Source organism: Marinagarivorans sp. (genome assembly GCF_982758155.1).
On sequence record NZ_CEXWTU010000131.1, the window covers coordinates 1 to 13649 of the forward strand.

Below are 13649 nucleotides of genomic sequence, written 5' to 3' on the forward strand. Positions count from 1 at the left end.
GGTTGTACTATTGCACACGGTTTTTTAACCTTAGCGCTGCTACCCAAATTAACAGATTCCGTTAATCCCGATAACAACCTTTACCCCGAAGCCCGCATGTTAGTTAACTACGGTTTAAATCGCGTACGCTTCCCTTACCCCGTAAAAGCCGGCTCGCGCGTGCGTGCACGCACAAAACTAATAGACTTAATCCCCTCAAAACGCAGTGTGGATGTGGTAAATGAAATTAGCGTAGAAATCGACGGCAGCCGCCGTTTAGCCTGCGTAGCCGAAACAGTGTTGCGGGTTTATTTTTGAGATTTTTTTTACGGCTGATTACAAAGCAGTATTCGGCACTTTGTAGTGGCGAGGCAATAATAGGTTGCAGTCAAGCGTGTCTGGATCAAGTAAAAATAATTCGGGGCGGGCCGAAGCTTTCCTTTGAGTGCTCAAGAATTAAGACCGCAATATTAGTCGCCACCTTTCACTATTTTTGCTTTATCGTTAGCGCGTTTTGAGTGCGCTAATTATTTATGCATGCCATTCTTTTTTCTTAACAAGTTATAGCGCAGTATTGGGTACAGCGCTATAAGTTGTCGGCCATCCTTATTCTGGCGCGCAAAACAACAGACTCAAGTAATATTCTAGGGCACACTAAAGCTTTGAGGGCAGCTGTGTGGCCAAACAAATCACCACAAGATTATATTTTCTAGAGCTATTAGCTTACTGGCAGGGCCGCGTAACGGCGGGTGCTGTGGCCGAACAATTCGGCCTTTCACGGCAGCAAGGGCAAGCGGCTATGAATGACTACCAAGCCTTAGCCCCTCACAACCTTAGTTTAGGCCCAAAAAAACCGCTAGAGCATAGCCTTAGCGGTTAGTGGCATTGAATATCTCAATTGATTTTATTATAAAAATAGTCGATTAATAACCAAAGCTGCTTAAGACGAGTGCCTGTCCCAGCTATTTGATGTATTCAAGGCACTCTGATAGATAGGAATATAATATAGTGAAAATATTTTCTCTATTAACAGCATTCTCACTGACGATAGGTAGTGCTCATGCTGAAGGCAACCAAGACATAATTGATAATGCCGGCGAGATCTGCAGGACAGCTCTTGATCAAGAATTAGGCAAAACATTTAGCATTATAAAATCGAATAGTACGACAGTGGTATTGGAGGAGTATAAAGGGAGATCATTTCTCTGCGAATATACGGGGTCGGGGCTGACACTATTTAACACCACTAATGATGACAGAGATTTTTTAGCAAGCTATAAAATCGATATGACAAAAAAGGAGATTGTTCTTGAGAGCGAAGATCATAGCGTAGCTATCCCAAGAAAATCGTCAAAGAGAAATTTTGATATCGACGGAAAGCAAAGATTAATAGAGTTAGGAAAAGCTCTATTAATGCTAATAATATTTCTACCCATTTCTTTTGGCTTATGGTTTTCATTTATCACAAAAACAAGAGAATATACTAAAATCTCTAAAACCAAAAAAAATCTTATAAGATTGGTGTTTTTTTCATTAGTTTTATACTGCTCATATTCACTTGTATTTGTTCGATCTACGGATCAGCCTACCCTAAAAAGAACTGGCGTTATGTCAGCAGATCAAGCTAGACGTAAGTGCCTAAACGCTTATGATTACAGAAATATGCCTGATTTAGACACCTTAGTAGTTTCGCCGTGGAGCGGAAGCGCAGATAAAGCGTTCAGAGTCGCATTCCGTTACGAGAAGGCTCGCGGAGGCTTCGGCTGCACAGTCTTCAAGGATGGGCAAATTGAAGTGAATTACAATCCATAGCATCGATCAGTTAACTGATCTACATAGATAGGAAAATTCTAGTGACTAATAATTCGAGTGTTGAGAGTAGTGCAATCGAGGCGGTTATCGAATTCGAAGTGCAGCGACTGTCCTTATCCGACAGGAATTCAGTCCAAGTCGTTAAAGAGAATGGCTATGATGTCCTTTCGGCAGATGGAAGGGCTATTGAGGTGAAAGGAACTGAAGGCGATGAGCTTTCGAAGGGGCTTGTTCTAAATAGTCGTAGGGAGCTTGAGCATTTAGAGGGCGGCGGGTACCTATATAGGGTTTTGAATTGCACTACTACTCCAGAAATTCATATTTTTCAGATTGATGATCTTAGTATTGTCGAAGAGTTTAGAGCTCGAGTAAGGATTAAAAACAGATAGGAAATTTATTATTACTTCAGCTGGCCAATTAGATGTTACCGTATTTTATTACAATAGGGGCGGCATCGAGCTTAAAGAAAACCGAGGTATCTATTGAAACTATATAAGTTCAGATCATTAGATAATATTGAATTTACGTTTGACATTCTACTCAATGAACGACTTTACTGCGCAAACTATAAAGACCTTAATGATCCATTTGAAGGAATTTTTAGAACAACTCGACTTGTAAATTTAGGGTTGGGTCTTGGAATTGGAATTGGCTTAGGCTCAATGATGCAAAGATTAGATAGCGGGACAGGCACTCGCTTTACTTGTGTGGTCTAGATAAGTACACAGGGCAAAACTACGAGCATCGTCGTCAGTGGATAGAAGACCGCTTGTTGTTATTGGCTGAGGTTGACCACTACAACTTCGACATTGTGTTCTCTGGTTGGTATAGAGGACTGTCACTAAACTTATGGCCTAAGTGTACTTCACCGACTACAGTCTATAGAGGAGTTTGCGAACGTGTGCCTATGTGACTAAACTTCTGGCTAAGCTTTAGGCCAAGAAAAACGACTGACAAAGTTGAGAGCCTTAAAGCTATAGCTTTCAATATGTCTTCTTTGGACACCCTGGCAAGTAAGATAAAACATCCATTGCTCAACTTTACAGCGAGTGGCGTATAAATGAGACATTTAAGATTTAAAGCTATACCGTTACTTTTAGCTAGTTTTTTCTGATGTACACATTCAGCGCATTTTCCAGTATAGATGATGCCGGTTTAGGCGCCAAAAATAAGTGCGCATCAGATGATGTCGCAATGAAGCAATGTGAATATTTCGTAAAAGGTTATATCGTCGCCTTACTGAAAATTAATGAAGTAATTGGGTTTAACTCCGATACGTCAGCGTTTGAAAAACGTATTTATGAAACCCGTGTTGGCAAAACACACAGATCTGATCTCTTTGAGAAAGAGCTTAGGGGCGTGTACTGAATAAGTTGCTGGAATTTGGGTTTGTGGGTGCACGCTTAACGAGGCGAAAATATGGCGTAATAGCCGGCTATTGCAAATATTTTTAACGAAGGCAAGCATGCGCCCAAGGATTCAAAAACGGGAAGTTATTTAATGCACGCCCCTAATGCGACCAAAGCAGGGGGGGGGGGCACTATTCAGGAGGGTTTTTGTATGCGTATCGTAAAATGGACAGCCTTGTTGGCAATTTTTTGGCTGCTGCTGTCGGGTATTTACACACCTTTATTACTTAGTTTAGGCGGGGTATCCGTCGTTCTCGTTATGTATATTTTGAAACGTATGGATGCTGTAGATAAGGAACAACAGAGCGTCGGCTTAGGGTTTAACATTATACGGTATTGCCCATGGTTGCTTGGGCAAATCTTTCGCTCCGGCCTTCGCGTTACTCTGCTCATTTGGGGGGCGAAGGGCAAGGCTTCACCGGCGCTGGAAAAAATTGATGTAACGTCGATACCTCAAGGTCGCCGTGCGCTTTATGCAAACTCAATCACGCTAACCCCCGGCACATTATGCGTTGATTTGGACGATAAGACTGTGACAGTGCACGCGCTACAAAAAACATCCATAGCCGAGCTTGAGCAAGGCCATATAGCCAATAAAGTTAAAAAGATTTGGGGTGACAATAAATGACGCAAATGTATGCCGTGGTGTGCGTTGCTATGTTGGTTATTATGGCACTAGCCCTGGCAAGAGCGTTTAGTGCGCCAACGGTGTATGACCGAATACTTGGCGTCAATATGTTTGGCACAAAAACAGTATTATTTATTGCCGCTTTAGGCTATTTAATGGGGCGCCCTGATTTTCTCGATATTGCTATTGTTTATGCCCTTATCAATTTTATAGGCATGGTCGCGGTACTGCGATTTTTTGAATACACCGAACCCATCGATTAATCATATCAATACAGGCTTTAGGCATGCTTTTATTAGACATCGTTAGTAGTATTCTGTTAATTGCCGGAGTGTTTTTAGGGTTGAGTGGCGCCATTGGGCTTTTCAAGTTTCCAGACTTCTTTACCCGCATGCACGCTGCGAGCGTCACAGACTCTGTTGCCACCATATTGATCCTCGCGGGCTTACTTTTACAAACCACTTTTGATTTAAATACGGCCAAGCTAGTGTTTATTCTTGTATTTCTGATGGTTACCAGCCCAACTGCGTCGCACGCGCTTGCAAAATCAGCTCGGCACGGTGGATTGCTCACACCGGCTGAAGTTAAAGACAAGCAACGGGAGTAAATGCAATGGGCGAGCTAATAAATTTGGTGCTATTGGCAATGCTGGCGCTCACCGCTTTACGGATTATTTTCCTTAAGGATTTATTTGCTGTTGTCATGCTGTTTGGTATTTACAGCTTTTTGACAGCCTTGATATTTGTCAATCTGGACGCGGTTGATGTCGCCTTTACTGAGGCGTCGGTTGGAGCCGGTATAGCGACTGTTTTAATGCTGGGGACATTGGCACTTACCGGGCGTAAAGAAAAAGTGAGTTCGCGCTCTTCTGCGTTACCTTTAATTGTTGTTTTCCTCACGGGCGCTGCACTCATATACGGCACGCTAGATATGCCACCTTTTGGCCATCCAGATAACCCCATACATCAACATGTAGCACCGCGTTATATCGAGCAGTCACCAAAGGAGGTGGGACTCCCAAATATGGTAACGTCTGTTTTAGCCAGTTACCGTGGCTTTGATACGCTAGGCGAGACGGTTGTTGTATTTGCTGCACTCATTGCTGTTTTGGCTCTATTGGGTGTGCGCAGAAAAGAAGAAGGTGACGTGCCGGAGTCAGGCTTAATCAGTCACGATGTACTACACGTCGTCGCCAAATTAATCATTCCTCTTATTATTCTTTTTGCATTGTATGTGCAGTTTCATGGGGACTTTGGCCCAGGCGGAGGTTTTCAGGCCGGCGTGATTGCTGCCGCCGCTTTTATTTTATACGCACTTGTTTTTGGTTTGCCCAATGCATTCGCGGTCGTCGGCCCTCTATTTCTACAATTAATGGCATCCTTCGGTGTGTTGCTGTATGCAAGCGTTGGTCTATACAGCATGCACAAAGGCGGCAATTTTCTCGATTACAACAAACTCGCGGCAGATCCAATCGTGGGTCAACACTACGGTATTATCATTATTGAGCTCGGCGTAGGTATTACGGTATTTGCGGTCATGCTGAGCATGTTCTATGCCTTTAGTAGCCAAGCGGAGAGGTCAAATATCCAGTGAATTTTATCCTCGACTATTACAACTACTGGATCGTCGTGTTTTTGATGATGGCCGGTTTCTATATTGTGATATCGGCCAACAACCTTGTTAAGAAGGTTGTGGGTCTTAACGTATTTCAGACCTCCGTCTTTATGCTGTATATCTCCATGGGGAAAGTAAGCGGCGGAACTGCACCTATTGTTGTCGAGGGCGTCACTCACTATTCTAACCCGCTGCCCCATGTGTTGATTCTTACTGCGATTGTTGTGGGGGTCGCGACTACGGCAGTTGGACTTGCGCTTATCGTACGTATCAAGCGCGCTTATGGCACCGTTGAAGAAAATGAGCTTAAAGACAAGGATGACGCCATCTAATGCTTGAACAACACTTGGCTGTATTGCCTATTTTACTGCCGCTAATTGCGGCACCTATTATCATCACTTTAGGGCGTTCACTGCTAGCGTGGAGTTTTGCGACGTTCGTGAGTGCGTTCGCTGTTTTTTTCTCTTGGCAATTATTGTCAACCGTTTTAGCTGAGGGTGTACTCAGTTATTCCGTTGGCGGCTGGCCGCCACCGTGGGGTATCGAGCTACGTGTGGACGCCGTTAACGCCCTAGTTTTATTAATTGTTTCCACACTATCGACGCTCGTATTGCTATACGCAAAGGACAGCATCACAAAAGAAATTAAGCCCGAGAACCAATCGCTATACTACACAGCACACATGCTGTGCCTCGCAGGTTTGTCTGGAATTTTGTTAACTGGAGATGCTTTTAATCTTTTTGTATTCTTAGAAATTTCATCACTGGCGACTTATACCTTAGTGAGCTTGGGGTCTGATCGCCGCTGCTTGACCGCAGCATTTCGCTACCTCGTAATGGGAACGATTGGGGCAACATTTATTTTGATTGGTGTCGGCATGCTTTATATGAAGACTGGCACCCTGAATATGCTCGATTTAGCGAATCGAATGGGTATTTACGATAGTAGCCGCACAATAAATACTGGTCTTGCGTTCATCATGGTGGGGGTGAGTATCAAGCTGGCTCTGTTTCCGTTACACATGTGGCTACCGCCTGCATATACACATGCACCGTCTGCTGTAACGGCATTTTTAGCCAGCACCGCCACCAAGGTTGCCTTTTACGTGATGATTCGTTTTATCTTTACTGTATTCGGTGTAGAGCATGTGTTCAATGAAATGGGGATGGGGCTGATACTCATGGTGCTGGCTGTTGTCGCCATCTTCAAATGCTCATACAGGGCAGCCGTGCAAAGTAATATCAAATCCATGCTGGCCTATAGTAGTGTTGCCCAAATTGGCTACATGATGCTTGGGCTAAGCTTGGTGAGTGTAACGGGGTTAATGGCTAGCATTATCCATATGTTCAACCACGCCTTGATGAAAGGCGCGCTGTTTATGGCGGTGGGCGCTGTTTTTTATCGCGTGGGCTCGGTCGATATCAAGGCTTTCCGTGGCTTAGGCAGGCAGATGCCGCTTACCATGGCTGCATTTACCATCGCAGGCCTGAGCATTATTGGCGTACCGCTGACGGCAGGCTTTATCAGTAAATGGTATTTGGTTTCTGGGGCGCTTGAGCAAAACCAGTGGCACATTGCAGCACTTGTTCTGGCAGGTTCTTTATTGGCTGTGGTCTATATCGGCCGAGTACTGGAGGCTGCCTATTTGCAACAGCCATCTGAATCACAGGCGAAAGCCAAAATCAAAGAGGCTCCCTGGTTAATGCTTGTGCCTATGTGGTTGCTGGTATTAGCCAATATTTATTTTGGTATTGATACTCGCCTGCCTACAGACGCGGCGAGCAGCGCAGCCCAATGGCTCTTTGAGTCTGGCGGAACAATACCCGCTGGTCAGGAGTTACCTCAATGAACCTCTGGCAAGCCGTAGAACCTTCAACGCTCATTAGCCTATCAATCTTAGTGCCCTTTGTGGGTGCCCTGTTGGTAATTGCAACGGGAAAAATGAGCAACCTCAGAGAAGCGGTAACATTGATTACTGCGGTGACGCTGTTCACCCTCATCCTAGCCATTACCGATTACACCCTTCAGGGTGTTGCGATGAGTTTAGAGGTGGTGGAGTTATTTCCCGGCCTTAGTATTAGTTTTGAGGTAGAACCGCTGGGAGTCTTGTTCGCCTTGGTGGCCAGCTTTCTGTGGATTATTACCAGTATCTACGCGATTGGTTATTTGCGTGGGCACAATGAAAATAACCAAACACGTTTTTTTTGTTTTTTTGCGCTGGCCATAAGCTCAGTTATGGCCATTTGCTTCTCCGGCAATTTACTCACACTGTTTATTTTTTACGAAGTACTGACGCTGTCGACTTACCCCCTTGTTACCCACACGGGGAACGAGGCCGCCAAAAAAGGGGGCCGAATTTACCTAGGTATTTTACTTAGCACCTCAATCGCATTTTTGCTTTTTGCCGTGTTAGGCACTTACAGCTTGGCCGGTACGCTAGACTTTCGAGCTGGTGGTATCTTCGATGATTCGCACAGCAAGGTGATCCTCAGTGTATTACTGGTTCTGTTTTGTTATGGCATTGGTAAAGCCGCGATTATGCCTTTCCATCGCTGGCTACCTGCAGCGATGGTGGCCCCCACGCCGGTGAGTGCTTTACTTCACGCGGTAGCCGTTGTGAAAGCTGGAGTCTTTAGTCTATTAAAAGTCGTTATTTATATCTTTGGTTTGGATACGCTGAAAGATCTCGCTACCGCAGATATCATGTTGTATATAGGTACCGCGACAATATTATTGTCATCTTGTATTGCAATGACCAAAGATAATCTTAAAGCCCGCCTCGCGTATTCTACGATCAGCCAGTTGAGTTATATCGTAGTTGGCGCACTACTGGCGTCGCCAGTTGCCAGTGCTGGTGCGGCACTGCACATAGCAACCCATGCTGTTGGCAAAATCACGCTATTCTTTTGTGCCGGTGCAATCATGGTGGCTAGCCACAAAAAGAATATCAGCGATATGGTCGGCTTAGGCAGGCAAATGCCGCTCACCATGGCCGCCTTTACCATTGGCGCCATCAGTATTATTGGTTTGCCACCAATGGCCGGTACCTGGAGTAAATGGTATCTCACCGTCGGTGCTTTAGAAGCTGATAAATTGTTTATTGTGGCTGCGTTGATGATCAGCTCGCTACTAAACATTGCCTACCTATTACCCATTCCCATCAAGGCCTTTTTTAACACTCAGGTTGGGAAACCTAAACCTTGGTCATGGGCCGACACTCAAGAGGCACCACTACCTATGCTAATTGCGCTGGGTGTCACCTCGGCGGGGTGTATTGCCTTGTTTTTCTACCCCCAGCCGTTAATCGATTTAATTAATCTGATTCCAGGTGTTTCTACTCAATTAGAGGCAACTCGCAATTTAAACGGAGAGGGCTAAATGGCTGAACAGCATAATTCTAAAGGCTTCTTCGAAAAGCCAGAAAACATTCGCAAGATGCTAAAGGTTTTCTATGTAATTTGCGGTTTATTAGTCATCGCCGACTTCATTGTGCATCGACATATTTACCACGACTGGGAAAAGATTCCGGCATTCTATGCCCTATATGGTTTTGTAGGATGCGTTGTGTTGGTCATCATCGCCAAAGAAATGCGCAAAATACTGATGCGCGGGGAAGATTACTACGATGAATAGTGTTATTCCCTTTCTGCCGTTGATGCTCGGCGCCATACTGGCAATTTTCCTACGAGGCTGGCTGCGTAATGTACTAATGCTGGCAGCACCCATTGTGGGTGCGTTTAATCTCATGGGTATGGAATACGGCGTATTCTGGTCACTGGAGTTTATGGGCTATACCCTCGAGCCTGTGCGCGTGGACAAGCTGAGTATGATGTTTGGCTACCTCTTCCATCTTGCCTCATTTATTGCCATTGTTTATGCCCTTCACGTTAAAGATACCGTCCAGCATGTTGCGGGGCTTGCTTACGCGGCCAGTGCCGTAGGCGCGGTTTTTGCCGGTGATTTATTAACCCTTTTTATATTTTGGGAGCTGCTTGCATTAACCTCGGTATTTCTCATTTGGGCGCGAAGAACTGACCGGGCATATTCCGCCGGCATTCGCTATCTTATCTTTCAGGTTTTATCGGGTGTTTTATTGCTCGCGGGGCTATTGATTATTGCACAGGCCTACAATAGCTTATTGTTTAATCAGATTTCGTTGCAACATGAAGGGCTAGCGCAAATAGGCTCTTGGCTGATTTTTCTAGCGTTCGGAATCAAAGCGGCTTTTCCGTTTCTGCATAACTGGTTGACTGATGCTTATCCAGAGTCGACACCCACGGGTACCGTTTTCTTAGCTTCGTTCACCACGAAGGTAGCTGTCTATGCTTTTGCCAGAGCTTTTCCTGGTGAGGAAATACTTGTCTGGATTGGCGTCACCATGGCTTGCTTCCCAATCTTCTTTGCCGTTATTGAAAACGATCTACGTCGTGTACTCGCCTACAGCTTAATTAACCAAATCGGTTTTATGATGGTCGGTATTGGTATTGGCACATCGCTAGCGTTAAATGGTGCCGTGGCTCACGCCTTTAATGACGTGATATTTAAAGGCTTGCTCATGATGACAATGGGGGCCGTATTACACATGACAGGGAAAATTAACGGCTCAGAGCTCGGCGGTTTATATAAGAGCATGCCCAAAACTACAGTATTGTGTATCGTGGGTGCGGCATCTATTTCAGCGTTCCCACTTTTCAGCGGCTTTGTTTCCAAGTCTATGATTATGGCGGCAGCGGTGGCCGAGGGTTACGACGTTGTTTGGTTATTATTACTGTTTGCGGCAGCGGGTGTATTCCACCACGCAGGTATTAAAATCCCCTACTTTGCCTTTTTCGCTCATGACTCAGGCATCCGCACTACAGAGCCACCCAAAAACATGCTTATTGCTATGGGGCTGGCAGCCCTTGCGTGTGTGATATTGGGCACCTTTCCTGCGCAAACGGTTTATGCATTATTGCCTTGGGAGCACGACTATCAGCCCTATGACATTACCCACGTTTTAACACAACTGCAGTTACTATTCTTCTCCGCATTGGCCTTTGTGTGGCTGAACTCACGCAATATGTACCCACCGGAATTACCATCGACCAATCTCGATACAGACTGGTTTTATCGCAAGATAGCCCCGGCCTTTATAAAAAAGTTCGCAACTACAGCGTATGGCGCGTATGGACAGTTAGAAAATGCGGTGATCATCTCTGTAAAGCAAATGATTCAGAATTCATACGATGCGAAGTCTGGTAAGCCAAAAGGTTACTTCGCCAAGCTCTGGCCGATTGAGATAATGGTTGTGTGGGTCGCGGTATTGCTTGTCGCTTATTTACTGCTTTATTACCTATCCGGTTTTCTGTAATTACTCAGAGCATGTAGAGGAGGGCGAGCTCCCTATGCGCCAGTCTAGTTGTCACGCCCCTAAGCTTGGATTGTAGTGGTCAACCCATCTGGTCACGTGTTTAGAGTTTTTTTGTAAATATTTTCTTTTTTAGCCGGTGTCAGGCCGTCGTTATGCTGGTGAGGTCTGACGCTATTGTAATAACGTAAAATATAATTGTTAACGGCATGCTTCGTCGACAGCATGTCGGGCCATCCTTTCTTTGGCATGCACTCAGATTTTAAACTACGAAAGAATCGTTCCATTGGGGCATTGTCCCAGCAGTTTCCACGCCGACTCATACTGTGCTTAATGCCGTAGGCCTTTAATTTTTTGCAGTAAGCTTTACTCGTAAAATGACACCCTTGATCTGAATGCAGCATGAGATTGCGCGGTTTGCCACGAGCCGTATAAGCCATATTAAGTGCCTTGATCGTCAGGGCTGAATCTGGGCTGGTCGACAGTGCCCAGCCTACAGGTCGGCGCGCAAAAAAATCTAAAACGACGGCTAAATATGACCACCCATCTCCCGTCCAAATATAAGTCACATCTGTGCACCAGACAAGAATCTGGGACATCCATAACACCGACGAACGGTCTCGCATTAAAAGGGGATTTTGCTATACCTAAATAGGAGCTATTTGTTGGAGTTGATAATGACAAAGCCTAGAAAATTAATAATGTCATTGGATCAAACCGCTTGGTATCACTGTTACGTAAGGGCGGTTCGCCGCGGTTGGCTATTTGGCGAAGATAAGTTAACGGGTAAGGATTATTCGCATCGTAAGGTGTGGGTAACGGATAAACTAGCCGAGTTGGCCGATATTTTTGCGATTGATGTGGCGGCATATGCGGTGATGTCTAATCATTACCATCTTGTGCTGCATATGGATAAGCCTAAGGCCGATGACTGGAGTGATAAGGTTGTAGTTCGCCGTTGGATGAAGTTGTTTAAAGGGCATGATTTAACGCTGAAGATATTGAATAATAAACCGTTAAGCCAAGCTGAGCAGTGGAAGGCCGATGAATTAATCGCTGAATGGCGTAGCCGTTTATGCGATATTAGCTGGTTTATGCGCTGTTTAAACGAGCATATAGCGCGATTAGCGAATGCAGAAGATAAATGTACTGGCCGCTTCTGGGAAGGCCGCTTTAAAAGCCAAGCGTTACTGGATGAGCAGGCGATTATCACGTGCATGGCGTATGTCGATTTAAACCCTGTGCGTGCCGGCATCGCAGCGCTGCCAGAAACGAGTGATTTTACGGCTATTCAGCAGCGTATTCAGTCTTTGAATAAGCCCGCTAAAAAAGGTGAAGATAAAAAGCCCATTAGATTAGCCAAATTCTGTAAGCCACCTAACAATAATCACCTTCCCACAGCTAATGCTGTACATCAAGGTCAGCGTTCTACAGGTGTTATCCCCTTTTATTGGCGCGATTACCTCGAATTAATTGATTGGACGGGGAGGGCAATTCTACCTAATAAGAGCGGTGCTATTGCAATGGCAGAGCCAAAAATACTCCAGCGCTTAGAAATTGATTGTGATGACTGGCTAGATAATATGCCTAGAATTGAAAAAGACTTCCATCACTGCATTGGTCGTGGTGACACCATAAAGCCCTGTGCCGAAAAACTTGAGCAATGTTGGGTTAAAGGGCTGGGGGCTGCCCGGCGGTTGTTCGGCCGTTAATTTATTGCTCAATCTAATTCTGGTTCCTGAAGAGTGTTCGCGCCAATTTAAAATATTGCCGCCTATTTAGTTGGGTGTTTCAGCTGTTTTGCAAAGCTAAAAATCAGCCCAGTAATACCTAATTGTTCAGCCAGACGGCTGATGAATAAGCTCCGGCTATGGGACCAAGTTTTTTAATGTGGATTTTGATGTGGATGTTCCCGAATTTTGCTCTCTTGCCACTATGTTATGAGCCGCCAATCTTTGAATTTACATCCATTTTCTTGTGAAGTATTCGAATTATTTGTATAGGTTTTTCGAGATTGAATTTATAAAATATAATGTGGCTACCTTGCGGAAATTTATGGTACCCATCTTTAATATAATCACAGTTTTTTCCAATAGTGGGAGCCCCTGCAAGTCTATGAAACGCTTCATCGAACTGCTTAATGTAAATGTTGCGTTGTGCGAGTCCCCAGCGATCTTGTGTGAATCTAGCAATGGTAATCAGATCACTCTTAGCTCGTGCGGTTAACGTAAATGAAGTCATACGCTGCTTTCATTATCAAGTTCGTTTATAAGTGCTTCGTAGGAATAATCCGCAATGCCACTGGACTCGCCATCTTCAAGCATTTGCCGGAGTACTGCGAGTTTACTTTCATTGTCCTCAAGCGCCCTCAAGCCGGCGCGTATAACCTCGCTTGCAGAGCTGTAGCGGCCGGTTTCAATCTGGTGAGCTATAAACCCGTCAAAGTGTTCGCCAAGGGTCATACTAGTGTTTTTAGCCATTATAGACCTCCAAAATACCAAGATATACCTAATTATGGTATAGGTCTCATGGTAAAGCAATGAACGATTAGCTGGGACAGGCACTCACTTTAAGTCGTTCTGGTTATTAACTTGATTTTCTTATTGTCTAAATAAAGCAGGGCAGGCACGCGAAAAAGAAAGCGACACTAAGGTCTGTTAAGGATTTTGTTGGTGGGTCAATATTGAACAGAATGCCTCGCCTATATTAAAGAAAGACGCTAATAACCTCAGGCAAATAACTTGGGGGTATTTTTTGGGGCAGTGTAATGAGCGTTCCAGACCCAGTATTACTAAGGGCTACGCCCAGGGCAAACGCATGAAAAGACTATATAATTCAGCATCTTATATAAGACACTCAT

17 protein-coding genes and 1 pseudogene are annotated in these 13649 nt (G+C 44.8%); 15 read left to right on the plus strand and 3 right to left on the minus strand.

The window, feature by feature from the left end:
* From AC3A8L_RS13620 to AC3A8L_RS13685, 14 genes are all read left to right on the plus strand, one after another.
* A partial coding sequence (locus AC3A8L_RS13620) for a MaoC/PaaZ C-terminal domain-containing protein (RefSeq protein WP_487962814.1) occupies positions 1-297 on the plus strand: 297 nt, incomplete at its 5' end.
* A gap of 358 nt (positions 298-655) precedes the next feature.
* Positions 656-859 carry a helix-turn-helix domain-containing protein gene (locus AC3A8L_RS13625; RefSeq protein ID WP_487962815.1) on the plus strand — a complete coding sequence of 68 codons (204 nt, stop codon included), beginning with the start codon at positions 656-658 and terminating at the stop codon, positions 857-859.
* 128 nt (positions 860-987) lie between these two features.
* The gene (locus tag AC3A8L_RS13630; RefSeq protein ID WP_487962816.1) at positions 988-1791 is read left to right on the plus strand and encodes a hypothetical protein; all 804 of its coding nucleotides are present in this window, start codon (positions 988-990) and stop codon (positions 1789-1791) included.
* A 41-nt stretch (positions 1792-1832) separates the two neighbouring features.
* Positions 1833-2180 carry a protein NO VEIN domain-containing protein gene (locus AC3A8L_RS13635; RefSeq protein ID WP_487962817.1) on the plus strand — a complete coding sequence of 116 codons (348 nt, stop codon included), beginning with the start codon at positions 1833-1835 and terminating at the stop codon, positions 2178-2180.
* A gap of 724 nt (positions 2181-2904) precedes the next feature.
* Positions 2905-3159, plus strand: a complete 255-nt coding sequence (locus AC3A8L_RS13640) for a hypothetical protein (RefSeq protein WP_487962818.1) — start codon at positions 2905-2907, stop codon at positions 3157-3159.
* Between the two features lie 192 nt (positions 3160-3351).
* The gene (locus tag AC3A8L_RS13645) at positions 3352-3828 is read left to right on the plus strand and encodes a Na+/H+ antiporter subunit E (RefSeq protein WP_487962819.1); all 477 of its coding nucleotides are present in this window, start codon (positions 3352-3354) and stop codon (positions 3826-3828) included.
* A complete protein-coding gene (locus AC3A8L_RS13650; protein ID WP_487962820.1) occupies positions 3825-4091 on the plus strand; it encodes an MrpF/PhaF family protein in 267 nt (88 codons plus the stop codon). Before AC3A8L_RS13645 ends, AC3A8L_RS13650 begins: the two co-directional genes overlap by 4 nt.
* A 23-nt stretch (positions 4092-4114) precedes the next feature.
* A complete protein-coding gene (mnhG, locus tag AC3A8L_RS13655) occupies positions 4115-4435 on the plus strand; it encodes a monovalent cation/H(+) antiporter subunit G (protein ID WP_487962821.1) in 321 nt (106 codons plus the stop codon).
* A gap of 5 nt (positions 4436-4440) precedes the next feature.
* A complete protein-coding gene (locus tag AC3A8L_RS13660; RefSeq protein WP_487962822.1) occupies positions 4441-5421 on the plus strand; it encodes a DUF4040 domain-containing protein in 981 nt (326 codons plus the stop codon).
* Positions 5418-5774 (plus strand): cation:proton antiporter subunit C, encoded by a 357-nt coding sequence (locus AC3A8L_RS13665; protein WP_487962823.1) that lies wholly within the window; start codon positions 5418-5420, stop codon positions 5772-5774. Before AC3A8L_RS13660 ends, AC3A8L_RS13665 begins: the two co-directional genes overlap by 4 nt.
* Positions 5774-7291 carry a monovalent cation/H+ antiporter subunit D family protein gene (locus AC3A8L_RS13670; RefSeq protein ID WP_487962824.1) on the plus strand — a complete coding sequence of 506 codons (1518 nt, stop codon included), beginning with the start codon at positions 5774-5776 and terminating at the stop codon, positions 7289-7291. Before AC3A8L_RS13665 ends, AC3A8L_RS13670 begins: the two co-directional genes overlap by 1 nt.
* Positions 7288-8820, plus strand: coding sequence for a monovalent cation/H+ antiporter subunit D family protein (locus AC3A8L_RS13675; protein WP_487962825.1), 1533 nt, complete (start codon positions 7288-7290; stop codon positions 8818-8820). Before AC3A8L_RS13670 ends, AC3A8L_RS13675 begins: the two co-directional genes overlap by 4 nt.
* Positions 8821-9075 carry a hypothetical protein gene (locus tag AC3A8L_RS13680; protein WP_487962826.1) on the plus strand — a complete coding sequence of 85 codons (255 nt, stop codon included), beginning with the start codon at positions 8821-8823 and terminating at the stop codon, positions 9073-9075.
* Positions 9068-10792, plus strand: coding sequence for a Na(+)/H(+) antiporter subunit D (locus tag AC3A8L_RS13685; RefSeq protein WP_487962827.1), 1725 nt, complete (start codon positions 9068-9070; stop codon positions 10790-10792). Before AC3A8L_RS13680 ends, AC3A8L_RS13685 begins: the two co-directional genes overlap by 8 nt.
* A gap of 92 nt (positions 10793-10884) precedes the next feature.
* Here AC3A8L_RS13685 and AC3A8L_RS13690 read toward each other — a convergent pair.
* Positions 10885-11373, minus strand: a pseudogene (locus tag AC3A8L_RS13690) (IS3 family transposase); the annotation flags it as partial.
* 93 nt (positions 11374-11466) lie between these two features.
* On the opposite strand from AC3A8L_RS13690, the gene AC3A8L_RS13695 reads away from it, so the two are divergent.
* A complete protein-coding gene (locus AC3A8L_RS13695; RefSeq protein WP_487962828.1) occupies positions 11467-12501 on the plus strand; it encodes a transposase in 1035 nt (344 codons plus the stop codon).
* A 226-nt stretch (positions 12502-12727) separates the two neighbouring features.
* Here the strand turns inward: AC3A8L_RS13695 and AC3A8L_RS13700 are convergent, their stop codons facing one another.
* Both AC3A8L_RS13700 and AC3A8L_RS13705 read right to left on the minus strand, forming a co-directional pair.
* Complete coding sequence (locus tag AC3A8L_RS13700; RefSeq protein WP_487962829.1) at positions 12728-13030, minus strand: type II toxin-antitoxin system RelE/ParE family toxin; 303 nt, start codon at positions 13028-13030, stop codon at positions 12728-12730.
* Positions 13027-13269, minus strand: a complete 243-nt coding sequence (locus AC3A8L_RS13705) for a type II toxin-antitoxin system ParD family antitoxin (RefSeq protein WP_487962830.1) — start codon at positions 13267-13269, stop codon at positions 13027-13029. The genes AC3A8L_RS13700 and AC3A8L_RS13705 overlap by 4 nt, the downstream gene beginning before the upstream one ends.
* Between the last annotated feature and the right edge of the window lie 380 nt (positions 13270-13649).

Excerpts from the sequence above, each read along its gene's own strand:
- AC3A8L_RS13640 (WP_487962818.1), top strand. The coding sequence starts at position 2,905 with ATGTACACATTCAGCGCATTTTCCAGTATAGATGATGCCGGTTTAGGC.
- AC3A8L_RS13645 (WP_487962819.1), top strand. The coding sequence starts at position 3,352 with ATGCGTATCGTAAAATGGACAGCCTTGTTGGCAATTTTTTGGCTGCTG.
- AC3A8L_RS13650 (WP_487962820.1), top strand. The coding sequence starts at position 3,825 with ATGACGCAAATGTATGCCGTGGTGTGCGTTGCTATGTTGGTTATTATG.
- mnhG (WP_487962821.1), top strand. The coding sequence starts at position 4,115 with ATGCTTTTATTAGACATCGTTAGTAGTATTCTGTTAATTGCCGGAGTG.
- AC3A8L_RS13660 (WP_487962822.1), top strand. The coding sequence starts at position 4,441 with ATGGGCGAGCTAATAAATTTGGTGCTATTGGCAATGCTGGCGCTCACC.
- AC3A8L_RS13670 (WP_487962824.1), top strand. The coding sequence starts at position 5,774 with ATGCTTGAACAACACTTGGCTGTATTGCCTATTTTACTGCCGCTAATT.
- AC3A8L_RS13675 (WP_487962825.1), top strand. The coding sequence starts at position 7,288 with ATGAACCTCTGGCAAGCCGTAGAACCTTCAACGCTCATTAGCCTATCA.
- AC3A8L_RS13680 (WP_487962826.1), top strand. The coding sequence starts at position 8,821 with ATGGCTGAACAGCATAATTCTAAAGGCTTCTTCGAAAAGCCAGAAAAC.
- AC3A8L_RS13685 (WP_487962827.1), top strand. The coding sequence starts at position 9,068 with ATGAATAGTGTTATTCCCTTTCTGCCGTTGATGCTCGGCGCCATACTG.
- AC3A8L_RS13695 (WP_487962828.1), top strand. The coding sequence starts at position 11,467 with ATGACAAAGCCTAGAAAATTAATAATGTCATTGGATCAAACCGCTTGG.
- AC3A8L_RS13700 (WP_487962829.1), bottom strand. The coding sequence starts at position 13,030 with ATGACTTCATTTACGTTAACCGCACGAGCTAAGAGTGATCTGATTACC.
- AC3A8L_RS13705 (WP_487962830.1), bottom strand. The coding sequence starts at position 13,269 with ATGGCTAAAAACACTAGTATGACCCTTGGCGAACACTTTGACGGGTTT.